At 64.8% G+C, this 17,101-nt stretch carries 16 protein-coding genes; 3 read left to right on the forward strand and 13 right to left on the reverse strand.

The features are described from left to right. Positions 1-94: 94 nt before the first annotated feature. From ACRQ5Q_RS04125 to ACRQ5Q_RS04165, 9 genes are all read right to left on the reverse strand, one after another. Positions 95-1,246: an ABC transporter substrate-binding protein gene (locus ACRQ5Q_RS04125; protein WP_439396158.1), complete on the reverse strand. Its 1,152-nt coding sequence runs from the start codon at positions 1,244-1,246 to the stop codon at positions 95-97. A 79-nt stretch (positions 1,247-1,325) separates the two neighbouring features. Next, complete coding sequence (locus ACRQ5Q_RS04130) at positions 1,326-1,745, reverse strand: acyl-CoA thioesterase (protein ID WP_439396159.1); 420 nt, start codon at positions 1,743-1,745, stop codon at positions 1,326-1,328. Between the two features lie 10 nt (positions 1,746-1,755). Further along, positions 1,756-2,517, reverse strand: a complete 762-nt coding sequence (locus ACRQ5Q_RS04135) for an SDR family NAD(P)-dependent oxidoreductase (RefSeq protein WP_271583899.1) — start codon at positions 2,515-2,517, stop codon at positions 1,756-1,758. A gap of 122 nt (positions 2,518-2,639) precedes the next feature. After that, entirely contained in the window at positions 2,640-4,523 is a 1,884-nt protein-coding gene (locus tag ACRQ5Q_RS04140) for a feruloyl-CoA synthase (protein ID WP_439396161.1), read from the reverse strand. Next, the gene (locus ACRQ5Q_RS04145) at positions 4,520-5,329 is read right to left on the reverse strand and encodes a crotonase/enoyl-CoA hydratase family protein (RefSeq protein ID WP_439372880.1); all 810 of its coding nucleotides are present in this window, start codon (positions 5,327-5,329) and stop codon (positions 4,520-4,522) included. Before ACRQ5Q_RS04145 ends, ACRQ5Q_RS04140 begins: the two co-directional genes overlap by 4 nt. 206 nt (positions 5,330-5,535) lie before the next feature. Further along, positions 5,536-5,997 carry a DUF3237 domain-containing protein gene (locus tag ACRQ5Q_RS04150; protein WP_439372881.1) on the reverse strand — a complete coding sequence of 154 codons (462 nt, stop codon included), beginning with the start codon at positions 5,995-5,997 and terminating at the stop codon, positions 5,536-5,538. A gap of 216 nt (positions 5,998-6,213) precedes the next feature. Next, positions 6,214-7,533 (reverse strand): TRAP transporter large permease, encoded by a 1,320-nt coding sequence (locus ACRQ5Q_RS04155; RefSeq protein WP_439372975.1) that lies wholly within the window; start codon positions 7,531-7,533, stop codon positions 6,214-6,216. A 2-nt stretch (positions 7,534-7,535) separates the two neighbouring features. Continuing rightward, complete coding sequence (locus ACRQ5Q_RS04160; protein ID WP_439372976.1) at positions 7,536-8,045, reverse strand: TRAP transporter small permease; 510 nt, start codon at positions 8,043-8,045, stop codon at positions 7,536-7,538. A 161-nt stretch (positions 8,046-8,206) separates the two neighbouring features. After that, positions 8,207-9,223 (reverse strand): TRAP transporter substrate-binding protein, encoded by a 1,017-nt coding sequence (locus ACRQ5Q_RS04165; protein ID WP_439372977.1) that lies wholly within the window; start codon positions 9,221-9,223, stop codon positions 8,207-8,209. Positions 9,224-9,472: 249 nt separating this feature from the next. Between ACRQ5Q_RS04165 and pobA the strand changes: the two genes are divergently transcribed. Beyond that, entirely contained in the window at positions 9,473-10,642 is a 1,170-nt protein-coding gene (gene pobA, locus ACRQ5Q_RS04170) for a 4-hydroxybenzoate 3-monooxygenase (protein ID WP_439396163.1), read from the forward strand. Positions 10,643-10,873: 231 nt separating this feature from the next. Then, on the forward strand, positions 10,874-11,293 hold the full coding sequence (locus ACRQ5Q_RS04175; RefSeq protein WP_439396165.1) for a PaaI family thioesterase: 420 nt from the start codon (positions 10,874-10,876) through the stop codon (positions 11,291-11,293). Positions 11,294-11,475: 182 nt separating this feature from the next. Here ACRQ5Q_RS04175 and ACRQ5Q_RS04180 read toward each other — a convergent pair whose 3' ends face one another. Next, positions 11,476-12,360 (reverse strand): LysR family transcriptional regulator, encoded by an 885-nt coding sequence (locus tag ACRQ5Q_RS04180; RefSeq protein WP_439372980.1) that lies wholly within the window; start codon positions 12,358-12,360, stop codon positions 11,476-11,478. Positions 12,361-12,482: 122 nt separating this feature from the next. Between ACRQ5Q_RS04180 and ACRQ5Q_RS04185 the strand changes: the two genes are divergently transcribed. After that, positions 12,483-13,109: a pyridoxamine 5'-phosphate oxidase family protein gene (locus tag ACRQ5Q_RS04185; RefSeq protein WP_439396167.1), complete on the forward strand. Its 627-nt coding sequence runs from the start codon at positions 12,483-12,485 to the stop codon at positions 13,107-13,109. A gap of 295 nt (positions 13,110-13,404) precedes the next feature. On the opposite strand, the gene ACRQ5Q_RS04190 is transcribed toward ACRQ5Q_RS04185, so the two are convergent. Genes ACRQ5Q_RS04190 through ACRQ5Q_RS04200 form a run of 3 tightly spaced genes read right to left on the reverse strand, consistent with a single transcriptional unit; the run spans position 13,405 to position 16,948 of the window. Then, entirely contained in the window at positions 13,405-14,136 is a 732-nt protein-coding gene (locus tag ACRQ5Q_RS04190; RefSeq protein ID WP_439372982.1) for an ABC transporter ATP-binding protein, read from the reverse strand. Beyond that, positions 14,133-15,902 carry a branched-chain amino acid ABC transporter ATP-binding protein/permease gene (locus tag ACRQ5Q_RS04195; RefSeq protein ID WP_439372983.1) on the reverse strand — a complete coding sequence of 590 codons (1,770 nt, stop codon included), beginning with the start codon at positions 15,900-15,902 and terminating at the stop codon, positions 14,133-14,135. The genes ACRQ5Q_RS04190 and ACRQ5Q_RS04195 overlap by 4 nt, the downstream gene beginning before the upstream one ends. 5 nt (positions 15,903-15,907) lie before the next feature. Then, complete coding sequence (locus ACRQ5Q_RS04200; RefSeq protein ID WP_439372984.1) at positions 15,908-16,948, reverse strand: branched-chain amino acid ABC transporter permease; 1,041 nt, start codon at positions 16,946-16,948, stop codon at positions 15,908-15,910. Between the last annotated feature and the right edge of the window lie 153 nt (positions 16,949-17,101).

A 17,101-nucleotide genomic window follows, 5' to 3' on the forward strand; every position in this document is an offset into this window, starting at 1 on the left:
ATTGCTTCGACTTCGCGCTCGCTGATATTCAAGCCAAAAACAAAAGAGCCGGCCCATCGGGCCGGCTCTCGTCTTTTCGCAACCGCTGTCTGCCTTACTTCACCAGCGTGTACTTGCCGTTCTTCACGGTGAGCAGGATGCGCGAGCGCTCGTCGAGGCCGTAGCGGTCCTTTTCGGTGAAGTTGTAGACGCCCTGGCTCGCCGCCAGCTCCTTCTCCGTCAGCAAGGCCTGACGGATCGCCTCGCGGAATTCCGGAGTGCCGGGTTTTGCGGTTTTCAGCGCGGTCGGGATGACGCGCTTCAGGATCTCGAACGCATCGTAGGAATGACCGGCGAACTGGCTGCGGCTGTTCGGGCCGTATTTGGCTTCATAGGCCGTGTTGAGCGCGAGGCCGGGCTTCTTGGTGGCGGCTTCGTCCGGCTGGTCCTCGGGGTCCATGACGGGGCCTGATGCCATCAGCACGCCCTCGGCCGCTTTGCCGGCGATGCGGATGAAGTCCATGCTGGCGGCACCGTGGGTCTGGTAGATCAGGCCCTGATAGCCGCGCTCGCGCAGCTCGGTTTGCGGCAGCGCTGCCGCGGTGCCGGAGGCGCCGACCAGGATCGCGTCGGGATTGGCCGCGACGAGCTTGAGCACCTGTCCGGTCACCGACGTATCGGGACGGGCGAACCGCTCCTCGTCGACGATGGTCATGCCCATCGGCACGGCCTGGGCCTTCAAATCGTTGAACCAGAGGTCGCCGTAGGAGTCGGAATAGCCGATATAGCCGAGGGTCTTGATGCCCTTCGACTTCATGTGATCGTACAGCACCTTGCCGACGATCGGGATCGGCTGCGGCATCGCCACCGACCACTTCATGCGCTCCGGCGTGATCGGGAAGGGGGCCAGACCGAAGTGCGGAATGCCGGCTTCTTTGGCGACGTTGGAGACCGCGATCGTCGGCGGCGTCAGCGCCGAGCCCATGATGATGTCGGCCTTGGATTCGGTGACGAAGCGGCGGGCATTGGTGGTCGCGGTGGTGGGATCGCCGCCGTCGTCGAGCACGATCACCTTCAGCGGCACGCCGCCGATCTCCTTCGGCACGAATTCCAGCGCGTTGCGCTCGGGAATGCCGAGGGCGGCGCCCGGGCCGGTCGTGGTCGTGGTGATGCCGATGGTGATTTCGCTGGTCTGGGCCAGCGCGGGCAGCGCCGGCAGGGCGAGCGTCGCCGCGGCAATGGCGGCGGTCAGGTAAAAGCGTTTCATCTATTCCTCCCTTGACGTGTTTTCTCTGAAAGCAGAAATCAATCGTGAATTCAGCTCCGTCTTTTGGTGATGCGGCGATTTAGCTTCCCGTGAATTTGGCGATCATCTCCGCCGGAAACGGTGCCGATTTCAGCTTGTCGGGGTTGGCAGGATCGCGGCCGACCAGGACGCGGGTCTCGAACCCCTCGATCGCCAGCGAGTCCCCCTTGTAGACGTTGTGCTTCACCTCGAAGCTCGAGCGCTTGATGCTCTCGATCCTCGTCTCGATGGTGATCCAGTCGCCATAGGTCGAGGGGATGTAGAACTTGGCCCGCGTGTCGACCATGGGGATGCCCACCAGGCCGTATTTGCGGACCAGGTCCTGCTTGGAGAATCCTGCGACCTCGAACAGGGTCGAGGTCGAATCGTCGAACATCGCGAAATAGCGCGGGTAATAGACGATGTTGGCGGGGTCGCAATCGCCCCACTGGATCTGGACCTCGCGCCGGTTCACGAACATGCGTGGCGCCTTATTTCGGCGCCATGCGCAGCGAGCCGTCGAGGCGCACGACTTCGCCGTTCAGATATGCGTTCTCGACCATGTGCAGCGCGAGCGCGGCGAACTCGTCGGCCTGGCCGAGCCGGCGCGGGAAGGGGATCGCTGCGGCGAGCGAGTCCTGGGCTTCCTGCGGCAGGTTCGCCAGCAGCGGCGTCAGGAACAGGCCGGGCGCAATGGTCAGCACGCGCACGCCGAACTGCGCGAGCTCGCGCGCGATCGGCAGCGTCATGCCGACGATGCCGCCCTTGGAGGCCGAATAGGCCGACTGGCCGATCTGGCCGTCATAGGCGGCGACGGAGGCGGTGTTGATGATGACGCCGCGCTCGCCGGTCGCCTGCGGCTCGAGCTTGGACATCTCGGTCGCGGCGAGGCGCAGCATGTTGAAGGTGCCGATCAGGTTGACCTTGATCACCTTGTCGAAATCGGCGAGTGCCATCGGGCCGTCGCGGCCGACGACGCGCTTGGCAACGCCGATGCCGGCGCAATTGACCAGCACGCGGGCCGGGCCATGGGCCTTGGTCGCCTGCGCGATCGCAGCTTCGGCCGAAGCGGCGTCGGAGACGTCGCAGGTCACGGCCACGCCCTTGATCTCGGCGGCAACGGTTTCCGCAAGCTTGGCATTGAGGTCGCAGACCGCGACCCTGGCGCCCTGCGCCGCCAGTTTTCGCGCGGTGGCAGCGCCAAGTCCTGATGCGCCGCCGGTGACAATGGCTGCCTGATCCTTCAACAACATGGCGTTCTCCTTTGGCGATTTTAATTCAGACGCGATCGTATCCGAGCGCTCGGTGCGCTCCCTCGCCCCGCTTGCGGGGAGAGGTGAAGAATAGAGCCGACTGGTTCATTCCCATTGTCATATTAGCCGACCGATATCACACGGTCCGACGGATTGGCAGCATAGAGCTCGTCGATCAATGCGGTGCGATGTTCCAGCACCGCGCGCTGGTTGATCGAGCCCTTGTCGGTGACCTCGCCCTTGTCGATCGAGAGCGGCGTGTCCATCAGGATCGCCCGCGTGATCCGCGTCGAGGATCCCGTGGCCTGGCTGAGGAAACGGGTCAGGCGCTCGCGGAAAGCCTCGCGCACCAGCCGGTCGCGCGTGGCGACGACGAGATCGTCCGCCGGCAGCGTCGGGTTGATCAGGCGGCAACCGTCGAGATCGAGCACGACCAGCGCGGAGATCTCGTCGCGGTTGATGCCGGCGATGACGACGTCGCGCACCAGCGGCGCGCAGGCCGCGGTGAGGCGCGCGCGCAGGGGGCCGACGCTGACCCAGGTGCCGCTGGCGAGCTTGAAATCTTCGCTGACGCGGCCGTCGAAATCGAAGCCGGCGTTGAAATCGTCAGGGTCGGCCGGCTTGAGCGCATCGCCCATCTTGTAAAATCCTTCCTCGTCGAAGGATTTTGCGGTGATGTCGGGTTGGCGCCAGTAACCGGGCATCACGTTCGGCCCCTTGGCGCGGACCTCCAGCTTGCCGTTGTTCGGCACCAGCTTGGCGTCATTACCGGACACGGGCAGGCCGACATGGCCGGAGCGGCTGGTGCGCGGATTGACCGACATGAAGAACGGCGCCGTCTCGGTCGCACCCAGGCCGGTCAACATCGGCACGCGATAGCCCTTTTCCTTTACCGCGAGCTCGTCGAGGCTGTTCCAGACGAACGGCGACAGCGCGGCGCCCGAGAAGAACATCGCGTGCAGCCGGTCGAAGAACTTTGCGCGCAGGCCCTGGTCGTCGCGCAAATAGGGCAGCAGCGATTCATAGCCCTTGGGCACGTTGAAATAGACCGTCGGCGAAATCTCCCGGAGATTGCGCACCGTCTCCTCGATCCCGCCGGGCACCGGCTTGCCGGCGTCCAGATACATCGAGCCGCCATTGTAGAGCGTCAGGCCGATATTGTGATTGCCGCCAAAGGTGTGATTCCACGGCAGCCAGTCGATGATGACGGGCGGCTCGTCCTTGAGGAAGGCGAGCGTCTCGCGCAACATCACCTGGTTGGCGCAGATCATGCGCTGGGTGTTGATGACGGCCTTGGGATTGCCGGTCGAGCCCGACGTCAGCAGGAATTTTGCGATCGTGTCGGGGCCGATCTTGCCGTGGACCGCGTCGAGATCGCCGCGGATCGGCGTCGCCATGAGGTCTGCGAGCAGGGTGACGTCGCGGCCCGGCACGGCGCCCCATGAGGCCGCGATCTCGGTGCCGAGCGAGACATTGGCCGCGAGCGCGTCGGCGAACTTGTCGGCGTCCTCGGCGAAGACGAGGCCCGGCGTCAGCAGCTTCATCAGGTAGGACAGCTTGCCGTAATCCTTCGAGACCAGCGAATAGGCCGGTGACACCGGGCAGAACGGAATGCCGGCATAAAACGCGCCGAAGGCCAGCAGCGCATGGTCGATCGAGTTGCCGGAGAGAATGACGACCGGACGCTCGGCCGACAGGCCGCGCGCGATCAGGCTCGATGCAATATGCCGGCTCGCGGTGAGCAGCTCGGCATAGGTGATCTTGCGCCAGCCGCGGCCGCCTTCGCGCTCGGCCATGAAGACGCGGTCCGGCGTCGTCGTCGCCCAGTGGTGCAGGCGGTCGGTGATGCGGTCCGGATAGTCGCCGAGCGGGTGCTTGGGCCTGAGGTAAATCGTGCCGTCGTCGCTCCGCTCGACATTGACGACGGGATCGCCGAACGAAATGGGCCGCAGCGGAGAAGTGCTCGCGCCGCGCTCCATGCTGGAAGAGGACGGCTGCGCGCTCATGACTTGGGTTTCACCTTCGCGGTCTTGTGCTCGAGGAATTCGCGGATCCTGCGCTTTGCCTCTTTATCGCTCTGCGCGACGGTGGCCATCAGCGATTCCATCAACAGGCCCGTTTGCGGGTTGGCTTCCGCGATCATGGGCAGCGCCTGGAGCACGGCGAAATTCGTGAGCGGCGCGTTGGAGGCGATCTTGGTCGCAAGCTCGAGCGCCTTGCCGAGCCCGTTGGCGGCCTCCGTGACATATTGCGCGAAGCCGTAGGATGCGCCTTCGGTCGCGCTGTAGACGCGGCCCGTCAGCATCATGTCCATCATCCTGGCGACGCCGATCAGCCGCGGCAGCCGCACCGAGCCGCCGCCGCCGACGAAGATGCCGCGCTGGCCCTCCGGCAGCGCGAAATAGGTCGAGGGCTCGGCGACGCGGATATGCGCCGCGCAGGCAAGCTCCAGCCCGCCGCCGATCACGGCGCCCCTGAGTGCCGCGATCACGGGCACGCGGCTGTACTGGATACGGTCGAACACCCGGTGCCACATCTGGGAATGCAGCAGCCCGCCGGTGGCGTCATGCTCGGTCAGCTCGGACAGGTCGAGGCCTGAGGAGAAATGGTCGCCGATGCCGTGGATGACCACCGCGCCGATGTCCTCGGGCAGCGAGGCAAAACACTCGCCGATTTCCAGGATGATGCCGTCATTGAGCGCATTGCGCTTGGCCGGCCGGTTCAGCCCCACGGTCAGAACCCGGTCCGCCCGCTCGATCCTCAAAAGCCCGGAGGCACCCGCGCCAGCGGTCTCGGCGTTTCCCTGTGTCATTTGCGTCCTTGTCAGAATAGTTATGTTGTATAACGAATTTTGGCAGAGTCAAGGTCTCACCCGCCCCTTGAGGGGGCGGGTCGCTCGCGCTTCAGCGCGAGCGGGGCGGGGTGACAGTCCCTCAACGCCAACGGTGTCTGCGGTGAGATCACCCCCCGCGCGCCTTCCGCTGCGCTCCTCAGCGGAGGGTAAAAAAAGACAGTCCCTCACACCACCTGATGCACGTCGATCACCACGCGGTCCGCATGGCGCGCGGCCGAGCCGACGAAAATGTGCTCCATCAGCCAGCGATACGTCTTGTGCCCGGTTTCAAACTTCGGCACGGTGCGGAAATAGATCAGCTTAGGATCGACCGGCTCGCCGCGCTTGAGCTTCTGCAGGAGTTCGACGGGCCCGAAGCGCATGCCCTTGTTCTCGATATAGACGACGGCGCCGTCGTCGGTTTCGAAGGCGTACTTGGCCTCTAAGTCGATCAGCTCGTTGGGGCGGATGGTCTGGAAGTCGGCGCCGAAGGGCAGCACTTTTCCGGTGATCGCGCCCGTCACCTCGCCGCCGATGATCGGGATGATGCGGCGGACGCCGATCCCGGTCTCGCCGGCGGTGACGACGTCCCCGATGCGCGCGGTGATGGTGAAGACGTATTTGGTTTCGAGTGTGGGGGTGGTCATCGCTCAACTCCAATCGGTCACTCCAAGCGCGGTGCCCTTCGTTCTCCCCTTGTGGGAGAAGGTGGCGCGAAGCGCCGGATGAGGGGTTGCTTCCGCAAACGCGGGGTGCATGCCGAGAGAGACCCCTCACCCGTCTCGCCGCTATTGCGGCGAGCCACCCTCTCCCACGAGGGAGAGGGAAGCGACCGCGCCGTGCGGCATTCAATCTCATCACCTCTAATGCGCCATCATCTGCATCGGCAGCCACGTCGCCAGCAGCGGGAAGGCGATCAGGATCAACAGCCGCACCAGATCCGTCGCTACGAACGGGATCACGCCCTTGAAAATGGTGGAGAACGAGACGTCCTTCACCACGCTCTTGATGACGAAGACATTCATGCCGACCGGCGGGTGGATCAGGCCGAGCTCGACTGTCATGACGATGATGACGCCGAACCAGATCGGGTCGAAGCCGAGATGCATGATGACGGGAAAGATGATCGGCACGGTCAGGATGATCATCGCCATGGCATCCATCAGGCAGCCGAGCACGAGATACATCACCATGATCAACGCCAGCACGCCGTAGGGCCCGAGGCCGAGACCGGTGAGGAACTCCGTCACCTTCTGCGGCGTCTGCGTCACCGTGAGGAAATAGCCGAAGATCAAGGCGCCGATCAGCACGGTGAACACGGCCGCTGCGGTGCGCGTCGCCTGCAGCAGCGAGGCCAGCACCTTGTCGCGGTCGAGCCGTCCGGTGACCATGCCGATGATGAAGGCGCCGGTGGCGCCGACGCCGCCGGCCTCGGTCGGCGTGAAGCGCGGCAGGAACGGCAGGCCGTAGAGGCCGCCGATCACGAATACGAACAGCAGCACCGGCGCCCAGATGTCCTTCAGGCCGGCAAAGCGCTCGCGCCACGGCAGCACCTTGCCCTTGGGCAGGAAATCGGGCCGGAAATATCCGATCAGGAAGATCGTGATCATGTACATGGTCATCGCCAGGAGGCCGGGGATGATGCCGGCGATGAAGAGTTTTCCGATGTCCTGCTCGGTGATGATGCCGTAAACCGCGAGCACGGTGGAGGGCGGCAGCATTGCGCCGAGCGTGCCGCCCGCCGCGATCACGCCGGTGGCGAAGGATTGCGGATAGCCGAAGCGGCGCATCTCGGGATAAGCGACCGCGGAGAACGTCGCGGCAGTCGCGACCGACGAGCCACAGATCGCGGCGAAGCCGCCGCAGGCGCCGACGGTGGCGATGCCGAGCCCTCCGCGCAAGTGTCCGACGAAGCCGTTGGCGGCGCGGAACAGCTCGCGGCTCATGCCGGAATTGGAAACGAACGAGCCCATCAGCAAGAACATCGGGATGACGCCGAAGGTATAGTCGGTGACAGTACGCATCGAGGTCTGGCCGACCAGTTTCAGCGCGGCCGTCCCGTTGACGAGATAGGCGAAGCCGGACACGCCGACGAGGCCCATGGCCATGCCGACGGGCACGCGCAGCAGCATCAGGACGAAGAGGGAAACGAAGCCGATTAAGGCGACGGCATCGGTGCTCATGGTTACTCCGTCGCCTTCAGCTTGGGATCGTGCATGTCTTCGGGATGGAAGATCAGCCGGTAAGTGCGGATCGCGATCAGCAGTACGGCCGCGCCATCGCCGATCCAGGCGACCGCGAAGAACGGCCAGGTCGGCATGTGCATGTCGAAGGTCTGGACGTTGTCGTTGTAAGTGCCGCGTACCTTGTCGAACAGCGTCCAGGTCTGCACGGTCACGACGAACAGCAGCACCAGCGTTGCGAACACGTCGATCCAGCGCTGATAGCGCGGGCTGACATTGCCCCAGACGAGATCAACGGTGATGTGGGTGCCGCGATAGGAGGTCGCGGCGATGCCCCAGAAGATGAGGATGCCGAGCAGCATGCGGCCGATGTCGAAACTGTCGGGGATCGAGTAGTTCAGCGTGTTGCGCAACAGCACCGACAGGAAGATATCGAGCGCGACGAGGCCGACGAAGCCGGCCGCGATCCATTCGATCGTGTCGATAAAGCGATCCATCCAGGCGCGCTTCATGGGTGTGTCCCGTGTGATGCCATTCTCGCTCTCGACTCGCGGTTCCGGGTGAGGGGGACTCTCCACGAGTCCAACTCTCACCATCTATGCGTATGCAGCCCCTCACCCCAACCCTCACCCCGTAAGAACGGGGAGAGGGGGAGAGAGAGCCTGCCATCGCCTCACTCCGCCAGCGCGTTGTACTTCTTCAGCGACGCCTTCAGATCGCTAAGCGCCGCATCGGGATCGGCGCCGGCCCTCTTGGCGCCGTCGCCCCAGGTCTTGACCAGCGGCTCCGCGGCCTTCTTCCAGGCGGAGGTCTGCTCGGGCGTGAGCTTGTAGACCTCGTGGCCGGATTCCGCCTTCACCTTGTCGATGCCGGCATCCTCGAACTTGCCCCAGTGCTCGCCGACCGCGCCTGCCATCTCGACCGTGCAGTTCTTGTCGATCGCGGCCTTCTGCTTGTCGGACATCGCGTTGTATTTGTCCTTGTTGATCACGAACACGAAGGTCGTGGTGTAGAGCGGCGCCTCCAGGTCGTACTTCGTCACCTTGTCGATGCCGAACAGCACGAGGGAGCCCCACGGGAAGGTGACGCCGTCGGCGACGCCGCGCTCGATGATGTCGCGCACTTCCGGTGCCGACGACTGCACATTGGTGCCGCCGAGCGAGGTGACGAAATTCGCCATGGTGGCGTGGGCGGGACGGATCTTCAGGCCCTTCACGTCCTCCGGCGCGACGATCTTCTTGGTCTTGGAGTGGAAGGAGGAGGGCGAGTGGACGAAGGCGAGACAGTATTTGACGTCCTTCATCTCCTTCTCGGCATATTTGCGGTACCAGGCATCGAGCCCCATCGAGCCGCCCTTGGCGTCCGAGATCAGGAACGGCAATTCGCCAGCGCCGATGATCGGGAAGCGGCCGGGCTGGTAGCCGGGATTGACGTAGGTGACGTCGGCGATGCCGTCGCGCGCCATGTCGTAATGATCGAACGCCTTGCCGAGCTGCTGGGCCGGAAACACCTTGCCCGTGATGGTGCCGCCGGAGTCCTTGTTCACCGCGGCCACCCAGTCTTCCAGCGATTTCTGCAGCGGATGCGAGGCCGGCACCCAGTGCGAGACCTTCAAATCGAAGGTCTTGTCCTGCGCCAGCGCAGGGCTCACGCTTGCTGCCAGCAGCAAAGCCAGACAGGCTTTTCTCATCACGCGTCTCTCCCTCTTTTCAAAGGCGGGCTTATGGCCCGTCCTCATTATTTAACATGTTATATAATTGGCCGGCGCGTTCAAGCCGGAACTGACGCTTCATCTACGTCAGCCATATTGCATGGATTTGTCGCTGCCCCTGCGACCGCACTCCTTTTGCCCAACGATTATATGTTATAATTATCGTCTGCGGATCGGCGCGACAAGCGCGTCCGCCGCCGCACCTTACAGAATCGGGAGGAGCAAGTATTGCGGACAAAGGTCGCAATCATCGGGGCCGGGCCGGCCGGATTGTTGCTTGGGCAACTGCTGCATCGATACGGCATCGACAACGTCATTCTGGAGCGGCAGAGCCCGGATTACGTGCTCGGCCGCATCCGCGCCGGCCTCCTGGAGGAGGGAACCGTCGCGCTGCTCGACCAGGTCGGCGCCGGCACGCGGGCGCATGCCGAAGGCCTGGTGCATGAAGGCATCGAACTCGCCTTTTCCGGCAGCCGCCACCGCATCGACATGAAGGGTGCGACCGGCAAGACGGTGATGATCTACGGCCAGACCGAGGTCACGCTCGACCTGATGAACGCGCGCAAGGCCGCAGGGCTCGTTTCGGTCTACGAGGCCAGGGACGTGCAGCCGCACGATTTCGAGGGCAGTCACCCGCGCGTAACCTATGTGAAGGACGGCGTCACCCACACGCTCGATTGCGATTTCATTGCCGGCTGCGACGGCTTCCACGGTATCAGCCGCGCCAGCGTTCCGGCCTCGGCGATCGAGGAGTTCGAGCGGGTCTATCCCTTCGGCTGGCTCGGCATCCTCTCCGAGACGCCGCCGGTCAGCCATGAGCTGATCTACTCCAATCACGCGAGGGGCTTCGCGCTCTGCACCATGCGCTCGACGAAGCGCAGCCGCTACTATGTGCAGTGCTCGCTCGACGACCACGTCGACCAGTGGCCGGATGATCGCTTCTGGGACGAACTGAAGCGCCGGCTCGACCAGGAGGCGGCCGACAGCCTCGTCACGGGACCCTCCATCGAAAAGAGCATCGCGCCGCTGCGCAGCTTCGTCGCCGAGCCGATGCGCTTCGGCAAAATGTTCCTGTGCGGCGACGCCGCCCACATCGTGCCGCCGACCGGCGCCAAGGGACTGAACCTCGCCGCCAGCGACGCGCATTACCTGTCGAGTGCGCTGCGTGAATTCTACGACGAGAAGTCGAGCGCCGGCATGGATGCCTATTCCGCCAAGGCGCTGGCGCGGGTCTGGAAAGCCGTGCGCTTCTCCTGGTGGATGACCTCGATGCTGCACAAATTCCCGGATACCGGCAGCATCGGCGCGCGCATCCAGCTCGCCGAGCTCGACTACGTCACGCAGTCGCACGCCGCGATGACGTCACTGTCGGAGAATTACGTGGGGCTGCCGTTTTAGAGCGGCACCGCCGTTTCAGGACGGTGTCTCCACATCGTCATTGCGAGCGCAGCGAAGCAATCCAGCCTGTTTCCGCGAAAGGTTTCTGGACTTGCTTCGTCGCAAGGGCTCCCCGCAATGACGGAGTGCCCGTTTCAAACACCCGCGCAAATCCCGTTTTAAACTTTGTAGGCGGTGAAACGCTCATCCACATCGCGTTCAATGTCGGCGACACAGCAACGCGAGACAACCATGACCTCCAGCGACATCCCCGCCGGCTTCGAGCCGCTCTTTCGCAAGAGCCCTCTCACCGAGCCGTGGGAGCCGCTCTACGCGAAGAAGACCGACAAGGCCGTCGTCATCGGCCTGCGGCTGGCGAAGCCGCACACCAACGGCCGTGGCCTGATCCATGGCGGCCTCATCACCGCGCTCGCCGACAATGCCATGGGCTACAGTTGCGCGCAGGCGACCGGCTGGACCACGTCGTTCGTGACGGTCTCGCTCTCGGTCGATTTCGTTGGCTCCGCCGAAATTGGCCAGTGGTGCTCGATCGAAAGCGACGTGATCAAGACCGGCAAGACGATCTGCTTCGCGCAGTGCCTGATCAAGGCCGACGAGGTCGCGATCGCACGCGCCAGCGGGACGTTCCGGGTGGTGCCGAAGAAGGCATGACGCTCCTGCGGTGGGTGTCGCCCCTTGCTCCGTCATTGCGAGCGCAGCGAAGCAATCCAGACTGCCGGGAAAGATTCTGGACTGCTTCGCTGCGCTCGCAATGACGATGTGGAGATGGTGGTGCGGCACACTGCGCTCGCGTGCTCCGGAAGCAGCGCTGCGAAACCTCCGGGGCACGATCCTCACCCGAACCTCCACTCCGCCGTCTCCACCACGAGGTCGATGAACGCGCGCACCTTGGCCGAGAGCAGGCGCGAGGTCGGGTAGACGATGTGGATCGGCAGCGCCGGCTGCTCGTATTTCGCCAGCACGATTTTCAAGCGCCCGCGCTTCAACCCCTCGGCGGCCTGATAGGCCAGAACCCGCGTCACGCCGCCGCCGGCCTCGGCATATTGCAGGGCGGCGTCGGCGCTGTTGCTGGCGAAGCGCGGTGACGGCGTCACCTCGATGTCCCTGCCGCCCTGCACGAAGTGCCAGCTGGCGGACGGGCCGAACTGGATGGTCTGGTGTTCGTGTAGCGCTTCCGGCGTCTTCGGCTCGCCGTGGCGGTTGAGATAGCCGGGCGCCGCCACCACGATGCGTCGCATCTGGCCGACCTGGCGCGCCACCAGCGACGAATCGGCAAGGTGGCCGATCCGCACCGCGGCGTCGACGGCGTCTTCCACGAGATTGACGAAGTGGTCGGACAGCCTGAGTTCGGCGGCGACCTCGGGATAGCGCTTGAGATAGGCGGTCATGACCGGCCCGACATGCAGCCGGCCGAAGCCGACCGGCGCCGACACCACCAGCCGCCCGCTCGGCCGGTTGCGCTCCTCGCGCGCGGAGCCGTCGGCCTCCTCGACATCGGCGAGGATGCGCCGCGCGCGCTCCAGATAGCGTGTGCCGACGTCGGTCAGCGTCACCTGCCGCGTGGTCCGCTGCAGCAGGCGCGCGCCGAGATGCTCCTCCAGCGCCGCGATCATCCGCGTCACCGCCGAGGGCGACAGCCGCAGCTTTCGCGCTGCCGGCGCAAAGCCGCGCAGATCGGCGACGGTGACGAAGACGTGCATGGCTTCGAGGCGGTCCACGGGAATTATTGCGTATATTGCAATGATGAAGTGTCAAGTCGCTTGATTGTTTTAGAAGCCGAAAAGTCCAGATTAACGGTCGAAAGACGCAGGAATGCGCCCGGAATTCAGGAGATGTTCCGATGACTGCCGTACACACCTATGCCAGCGACGTCGCCTTCTCGCCGGCGGTGAAATCGATCCAGGCCCGAAAGGGATCGCGCGAGGGCTATGCCCATGCCGAACAGCGGGGATGGCGCACCGAGGTCGACGAGAACCTCGCGGCGTTCCTCGCTGACGCCAACAGCTTCTACTTTGCGACGGCCTCGGCCGACGGCCAGCCCTACATCCAGCACCGCGGCGGCCCGAAGGGGTTCTTGAAGGTGTTGGACAAGCAGACGCTCGCCTTCACCGACTACACCGGCAACCGGCAATATATCACCCAGGGCAACCTGTCCGAGAACTCCAAGGCGTATATCTTCGTGATGGACTACGCCCATCGCCGGAGGGTGAAGATCTGGGGCGAGGCCCGGGTGGTCGAGGATGACGAGGCGCTGACGACGTCGCTGATGCCGAAAGGCTATCGCGCGCGGGCGGAGCAGGTGATCCTGTTCAAGCTCGCGGCCTGGGACACGAATTGTCCGCAGCACATTCCGCAAAAGTTCGATGCGCCGGATGTCGCGGCAGCGCTGGCGGCGAGGGACCAGCGCATCGCTGAGCTGGAAGCGGAGGTCGCGGCGTTGAAGAGGGAGAAGCGGACGATGACTTGAGCCGCCCGCTTCGCCTCTCCCCGCGTGCGGGGAGAGGCAGGATCGCATCGCAGATGCGATCCGGGTGAGGGGGAGCCTCCGCCAGCCGGGTCAGGTTGATATGGCGCCTGCTCCATCCACACCGTCGTTGCGAGCGAAGCGAAGCAATCCAGTGTCTCCGCGGAAGGATTCTGGATCGCTTCGCTGCGCTCGCAATGACGAGGAGAGAGAGCGAGCTAAGCTATCACCGTCTGCGCGGCGGCAGCCCCTCACCCCGACCGTCCCCCGTGAGAACGGGGAGAGGGGGAGGAAAGACCTAGATCACACTCGCGCCTTCATGCTGGAAGCCGAGATAGCTTGCCGCGACGCGCTCGTTCGCGGCGATGTCGCTGGCCTTGCCGCTGAGCACGAACTCGCCGAGCTCCATCACATAGGCCTGGTCCGCGATCTTCAGCGCGGCCTGCGCGTTCTGCTCGACCAGCAGCACGGAGACGCCGCTAGCGCGCAGCTCGGTGATGATGCGGAAGATGTCGGCGACGATGATCGGAGCGAGACCGAGACTCGGCTCGTCCAGCATCAGGAGCTTCGGCTCGCCCATCAGCGCGCGGCCCATGGCGAGCATCTGCTGCTCGCCGCCGGACAAGGTGCCGGCGAGCTGCTTGCGGCGCTCCTTGAGGCGCGGAAACAGCGCATAGACCCGCTCGATCGAGGACTTCGCCCGGCTGCGCTCGATGCGGAAGGCCCCTAATTCGAGATTGTCCTCGACATTCATGGTCACGAACAATTCGCGGTGCTCCGGCACGAGGCCGAGCCCCATCGCGACGCGGTCCTCGATGTCGAGCCGGGCGAGATCCTGGCCGGCGAAGGCGACGCGGCCCTTCAGCGGCAGGATGCCCATGATGGCCGACAGCAGCGTGGTCTTGCCGGCGCCGTTGGCGCCGACGATCGTGACGATCTGGTTTTGGCCGACCTCGAGCGAGACCGAGCGCACGGCCTCGACCTTGCCATAGGCGACATGGGCCTCGGTGACGGACAACAGCGCGCTCATGCCGCCACTCCGAGATAGGCCTTGATCACTTCGGGATTGGTCTTGATCGTGGCGGGCGTGCCTTCCGCGATCTTGGTGCCGAAATCGAGCACCACGATGCGGTCGGCGAGGTTCATGACGAAGCCCATGTCGTGCTCGACCAGGAGCACACTCATGCCGCCGTTGCGCAGCTCGCGGAGGAGCGAGGCGAGGCGCTGCTTCTCCATGTGACGCAGGCCCGCGGCCGGCTCGTCGAGCAGGAGCAGCATCGGGTCGACGCACAGCGCACGGGCGATCTCGACGATGCGCTGCTGGCCAAGCGAGAGCGAGCCTGCGAGCTGGTGCATCTGCTCGGTGAGGCCGACGCGCTCGATCTGCCGTGCCGCTTCCGCAAGCAGTTTTGCCTCGTCGGCGCGGTCGAGCCGCAGCATTGAGGAGATCGGGCCGGAATGGCCGCGCAGATGCGCGCCGATCGCGACATTCTCCAGCACGGTCATGTCGGGGACCAGCTTGACGTGCTGGAAGGTGCGGGAGATGCCGAGCTTGACGATCTCCTGCGGCGGCGCCTTGTCGACCTTCCTGCCGAGCACCGAGATCGCGCCCGAGGTCGCCGACAGCACGCCGGTGATCAGGTTGAAGGTGGTGCTCTTGCCGGCGCCGTTCGGCCCGATCAGTGCGACGATCTCCCTGGCGTGGACGTCGAAGGAGACGTTGTTGACCGCGACCACGCCACCGAACTGTTTTCGCGCCTTTTCGACCTGGAGCAGCACGCCTGCCTCGGCGGGCGCGCGGCTGCGCTGCTCCAGCTTCAGCGAGGTGTCCGGCTTCCTGCCACTCGTACGCTCGGGCAGGAACGACATCAGCCAGGGCCAAAGGCCGCCGGGGGCGAACTGCAGCAGCGCCACCAGCATGATGCCGAACACGATGGTCTCGACCTGGCCGGAGCCGGGCAGGATCAGCGGCAGATAGCTCTGCAGCACCTCCTTCAGCACCACGACGATCGCCGCGCCCAGCACGCCACCCCAGACATAGCCGGCGCCGCCGACCACGGCGATGAAGAGATATTCGATGCCTGCTTGCGCGCCGAACGGCGTCGGGTTCACCGCGCGCTGCAGATGGGCGTAGAGCCACCCCGACAGGCCGGCCAGCACGGCGGCATGGATGAACACCAAGAGCTTGGCCCGCGGCGTGTGCACGCCGAACGCCTCGGCCGCGACATGGCCGCGCCGCAGCGCGCGGATGGCGCGGCCGGTGCGGGAGTCCAGGAGGTTCATCGTCAGCAGCGCCGAGAGGATCACGGCGACCCAGATCGCGTAATAGATCGAGCCGGGCGAGAGCATCTTGAACGTGCCGATCGACAGCGGCGGGATCGCCGAGATGCCATCGTTGCGGCCCAGAAACTCCAGCTTGCTGAAGAGGTAGAACAGCCCGAGCCCCCAGGCGAGCGTGCCAAGCGGCAAGTAATGGCCCGACAGGCGGACCGTGATCAGCCCGAGCAGCACCGCCAGCGATCCGCTGACCACCAGCGACAGCGGCAGCGTCAGCCAGGGCGACAGGCCGTAGGACGCCGACAGCACGGCGGTCGTGTAGGCGCCGAAGCCGACGAAGGCCGCCTGTCCGAACGACGTGAGGCCGCCGACGCCGGTCAGCAGCACGAGGCCCATCGCGACCAGGGCCGCAAGGCCGATATTGTCGAGCAGCACGATCCAGAACGGGGGCATGCCCGGGATGAACGGGATCGCCGCCATGAGAAGCGCGAAGACGATGATGGGAAGCCGGCTCTGCATGCGCGTCAGTCCTTCTCTTCCTCGACCGCGGGCGCTGCGAGCGAGCGCAGCAGCAGCACGGGGATCAGCAGCATGAAGACGATCACTTCCTTGTAGTTGGAGGCATAGAACGACGAGAACGCCTCGACGATGCCGACGACCAGCGCGGCGACGGCGGTGAGAGGATAGCTGACGAGCCCGCCGATGATCGCGGCAACAAAACCCTTCAGGCCGATCAGGAAGCCCGAGTCATAATAGAGCGTCGTGATCGGCACGATCATGATGCCCGACAGCGCGCCGATGACCGAGGCCAGCAGGAAGGCGATCTGCCCCGACAGCGTGGTGCGGATGCCGGCGAGCCGCGCGCCGAGCCGGTTCACGGCGGTCGCGCGCAGCGCCTTGCCATAGAGCGTCAGGCCGAAGAACAGCCAGAGCCCGATGATGAAGGCGATGGTGATGGCGTAGACGGTGATGCTCTGGCCGGTGAAGCGCAGCGCGCCGGCGGTGAAGGCGCCGGACAGTACGGCAGGTCCGCGCTGGCCCTCGGCGCCGAAGAACAACAGGCCGAGCCCCTGCAGCGCGAGATGTACGCCGACGGATGCGATCAGCAGCACCAGCACGGAGGTGTGCGCCAGCGGCTGGAAGGCGATGCGGTAGAGATAGAGGCCGATCATCGCCACGATCACCAGCGACAGCGCGATGCAGATTGCGACCGGCGGCTTCTGGGCGGCGAAGTAGATGGTCAGGGCCAGCACGACGGAAGGCAGCACGATGTTGGTGATGAAGCTGCGGACCACCAGCCGGCCATGCAGCGCCTTGCGCGCCACGAACAGGTCGAAGGCGAAGGCGCCGATGCCGAGCGCCAGCGCGAGCTTGGCCGTGCCGGGCATCTGGCCCGCGGCCAGCGAGGCGTAGGTCAGCGCGCCGTAGGTGACGAATTCGCCCTGGGGAATGAGGATGACGCGGGTGACGGCGAACACCAGCACCAGCGCCAGGCCGAGCAGCGCGTAGATTGCGCCATTGGTGATGCCGTCCTGCACCAGGAACAGCATGATAGTGGTGTTCAAGACCGGACGCTCCCCCTCAAGATCGAGGACCGGACTCCGCAATTGCGGTGGATGGTCCCCACACAGCCATTGAAATACGCTGACGATATTTGATATGGTCCATAACAATTATCAAATATAACATCAAGGGTGGGGAGCGACCCGTCCCGAATT

Origin of the sequence: Bradyrhizobium sp. PMVTL-01, assembly GCF_051861855.1 — a bacterium.
In the GTDB taxonomy this organism is placed as follows: domain Bacteria; phylum Pseudomonadota; class Alphaproteobacteria; order Rhizobiales; family Xanthobacteraceae; genus Bradyrhizobium.

Bases quoted from the DNA above. Each gene is read 5' to 3' on its own strand.
- ACRQ5Q_RS04185 (WP_439396167.1), top strand. From the start codon at position 12,483: ATGACTGCCGTACACACCTATGCCAGCGACGTCGCCTTCTCGCCGGCG.
- ACRQ5Q_RS04130 (WP_439396159.1), bottom strand. From the start codon at position 1,745: ATGTTCGTGAACCGGCGCGAGGTCCAGATCCAGTGGGGCGATTGCGAC.
- ACRQ5Q_RS04150 (WP_439372881.1), bottom strand. From the start codon at position 5,997: ATGACCACCCCCACACTCGAAACCAAATACGTCTTCACCATCACCGCG.
- ACRQ5Q_RS04125 (WP_439396158.1), bottom strand. From the start codon at position 1,246: ATGAAACGCTTTTACCTGACCGCCGCCATTGCCGCGGCGACGCTCGCC.
- ACRQ5Q_RS04155 (WP_439372975.1), bottom strand. From the start codon at position 7,533: ATGAGCACCGATGCCGTCGCCTTAATCGGCTTCGTTTCCCTCTTCGTC.
- ACRQ5Q_RS04140 (WP_439396161.1), bottom strand. From the start codon at position 4,523: ATGAGCGCGCAGCCGTCCTCTTCCAGCATGGAGCGCGGCGCGAGCACT.
- ACRQ5Q_RS04195 (WP_439372983.1), bottom strand. From the start codon at position 15,902: ATGCAGAGCCGGCTTCCCATCATCGTCTTCGCGCTTCTCATGGCGGCG.
- ACRQ5Q_RS04165 (WP_439372977.1), bottom strand. From the start codon at position 9,223: ATGAGAAAAGCCTGTCTGGCTTTGCTGCTGGCAGCAAGCGTGAGCCCT.
- ACRQ5Q_RS04190 (WP_439372982.1), bottom strand. From the start codon at position 14,136: ATGAGCGCGCTGTTGTCCGTCACCGAGGCCCATGTCGCCTATGGCAAG.
- ACRQ5Q_RS04160 (WP_439372976.1), bottom strand. From the start codon at position 8,045: ATGAAGCGCGCCTGGATGGATCGCTTTATCGACACGATCGAATGGATC.
- ACRQ5Q_RS04175 (WP_439396165.1), top strand. From the start codon at position 10,874: ATGACCTCCAGCGACATCCCCGCCGGCTTCGAGCCGCTCTTTCGCAAG.
- ACRQ5Q_RS04145 (WP_439372880.1), bottom strand. From the start codon at position 5,329: ATGACACAGGGAAACGCCGAGACCGCTGGCGCGGGTGCCTCCGGGCTT.
- ACRQ5Q_RS04135 (WP_271583899.1), bottom strand. From the start codon at position 2,517: ATGTTGTTGAAGGATCAGGCAGCCATTGTCACCGGCGGCGCATCAGGA.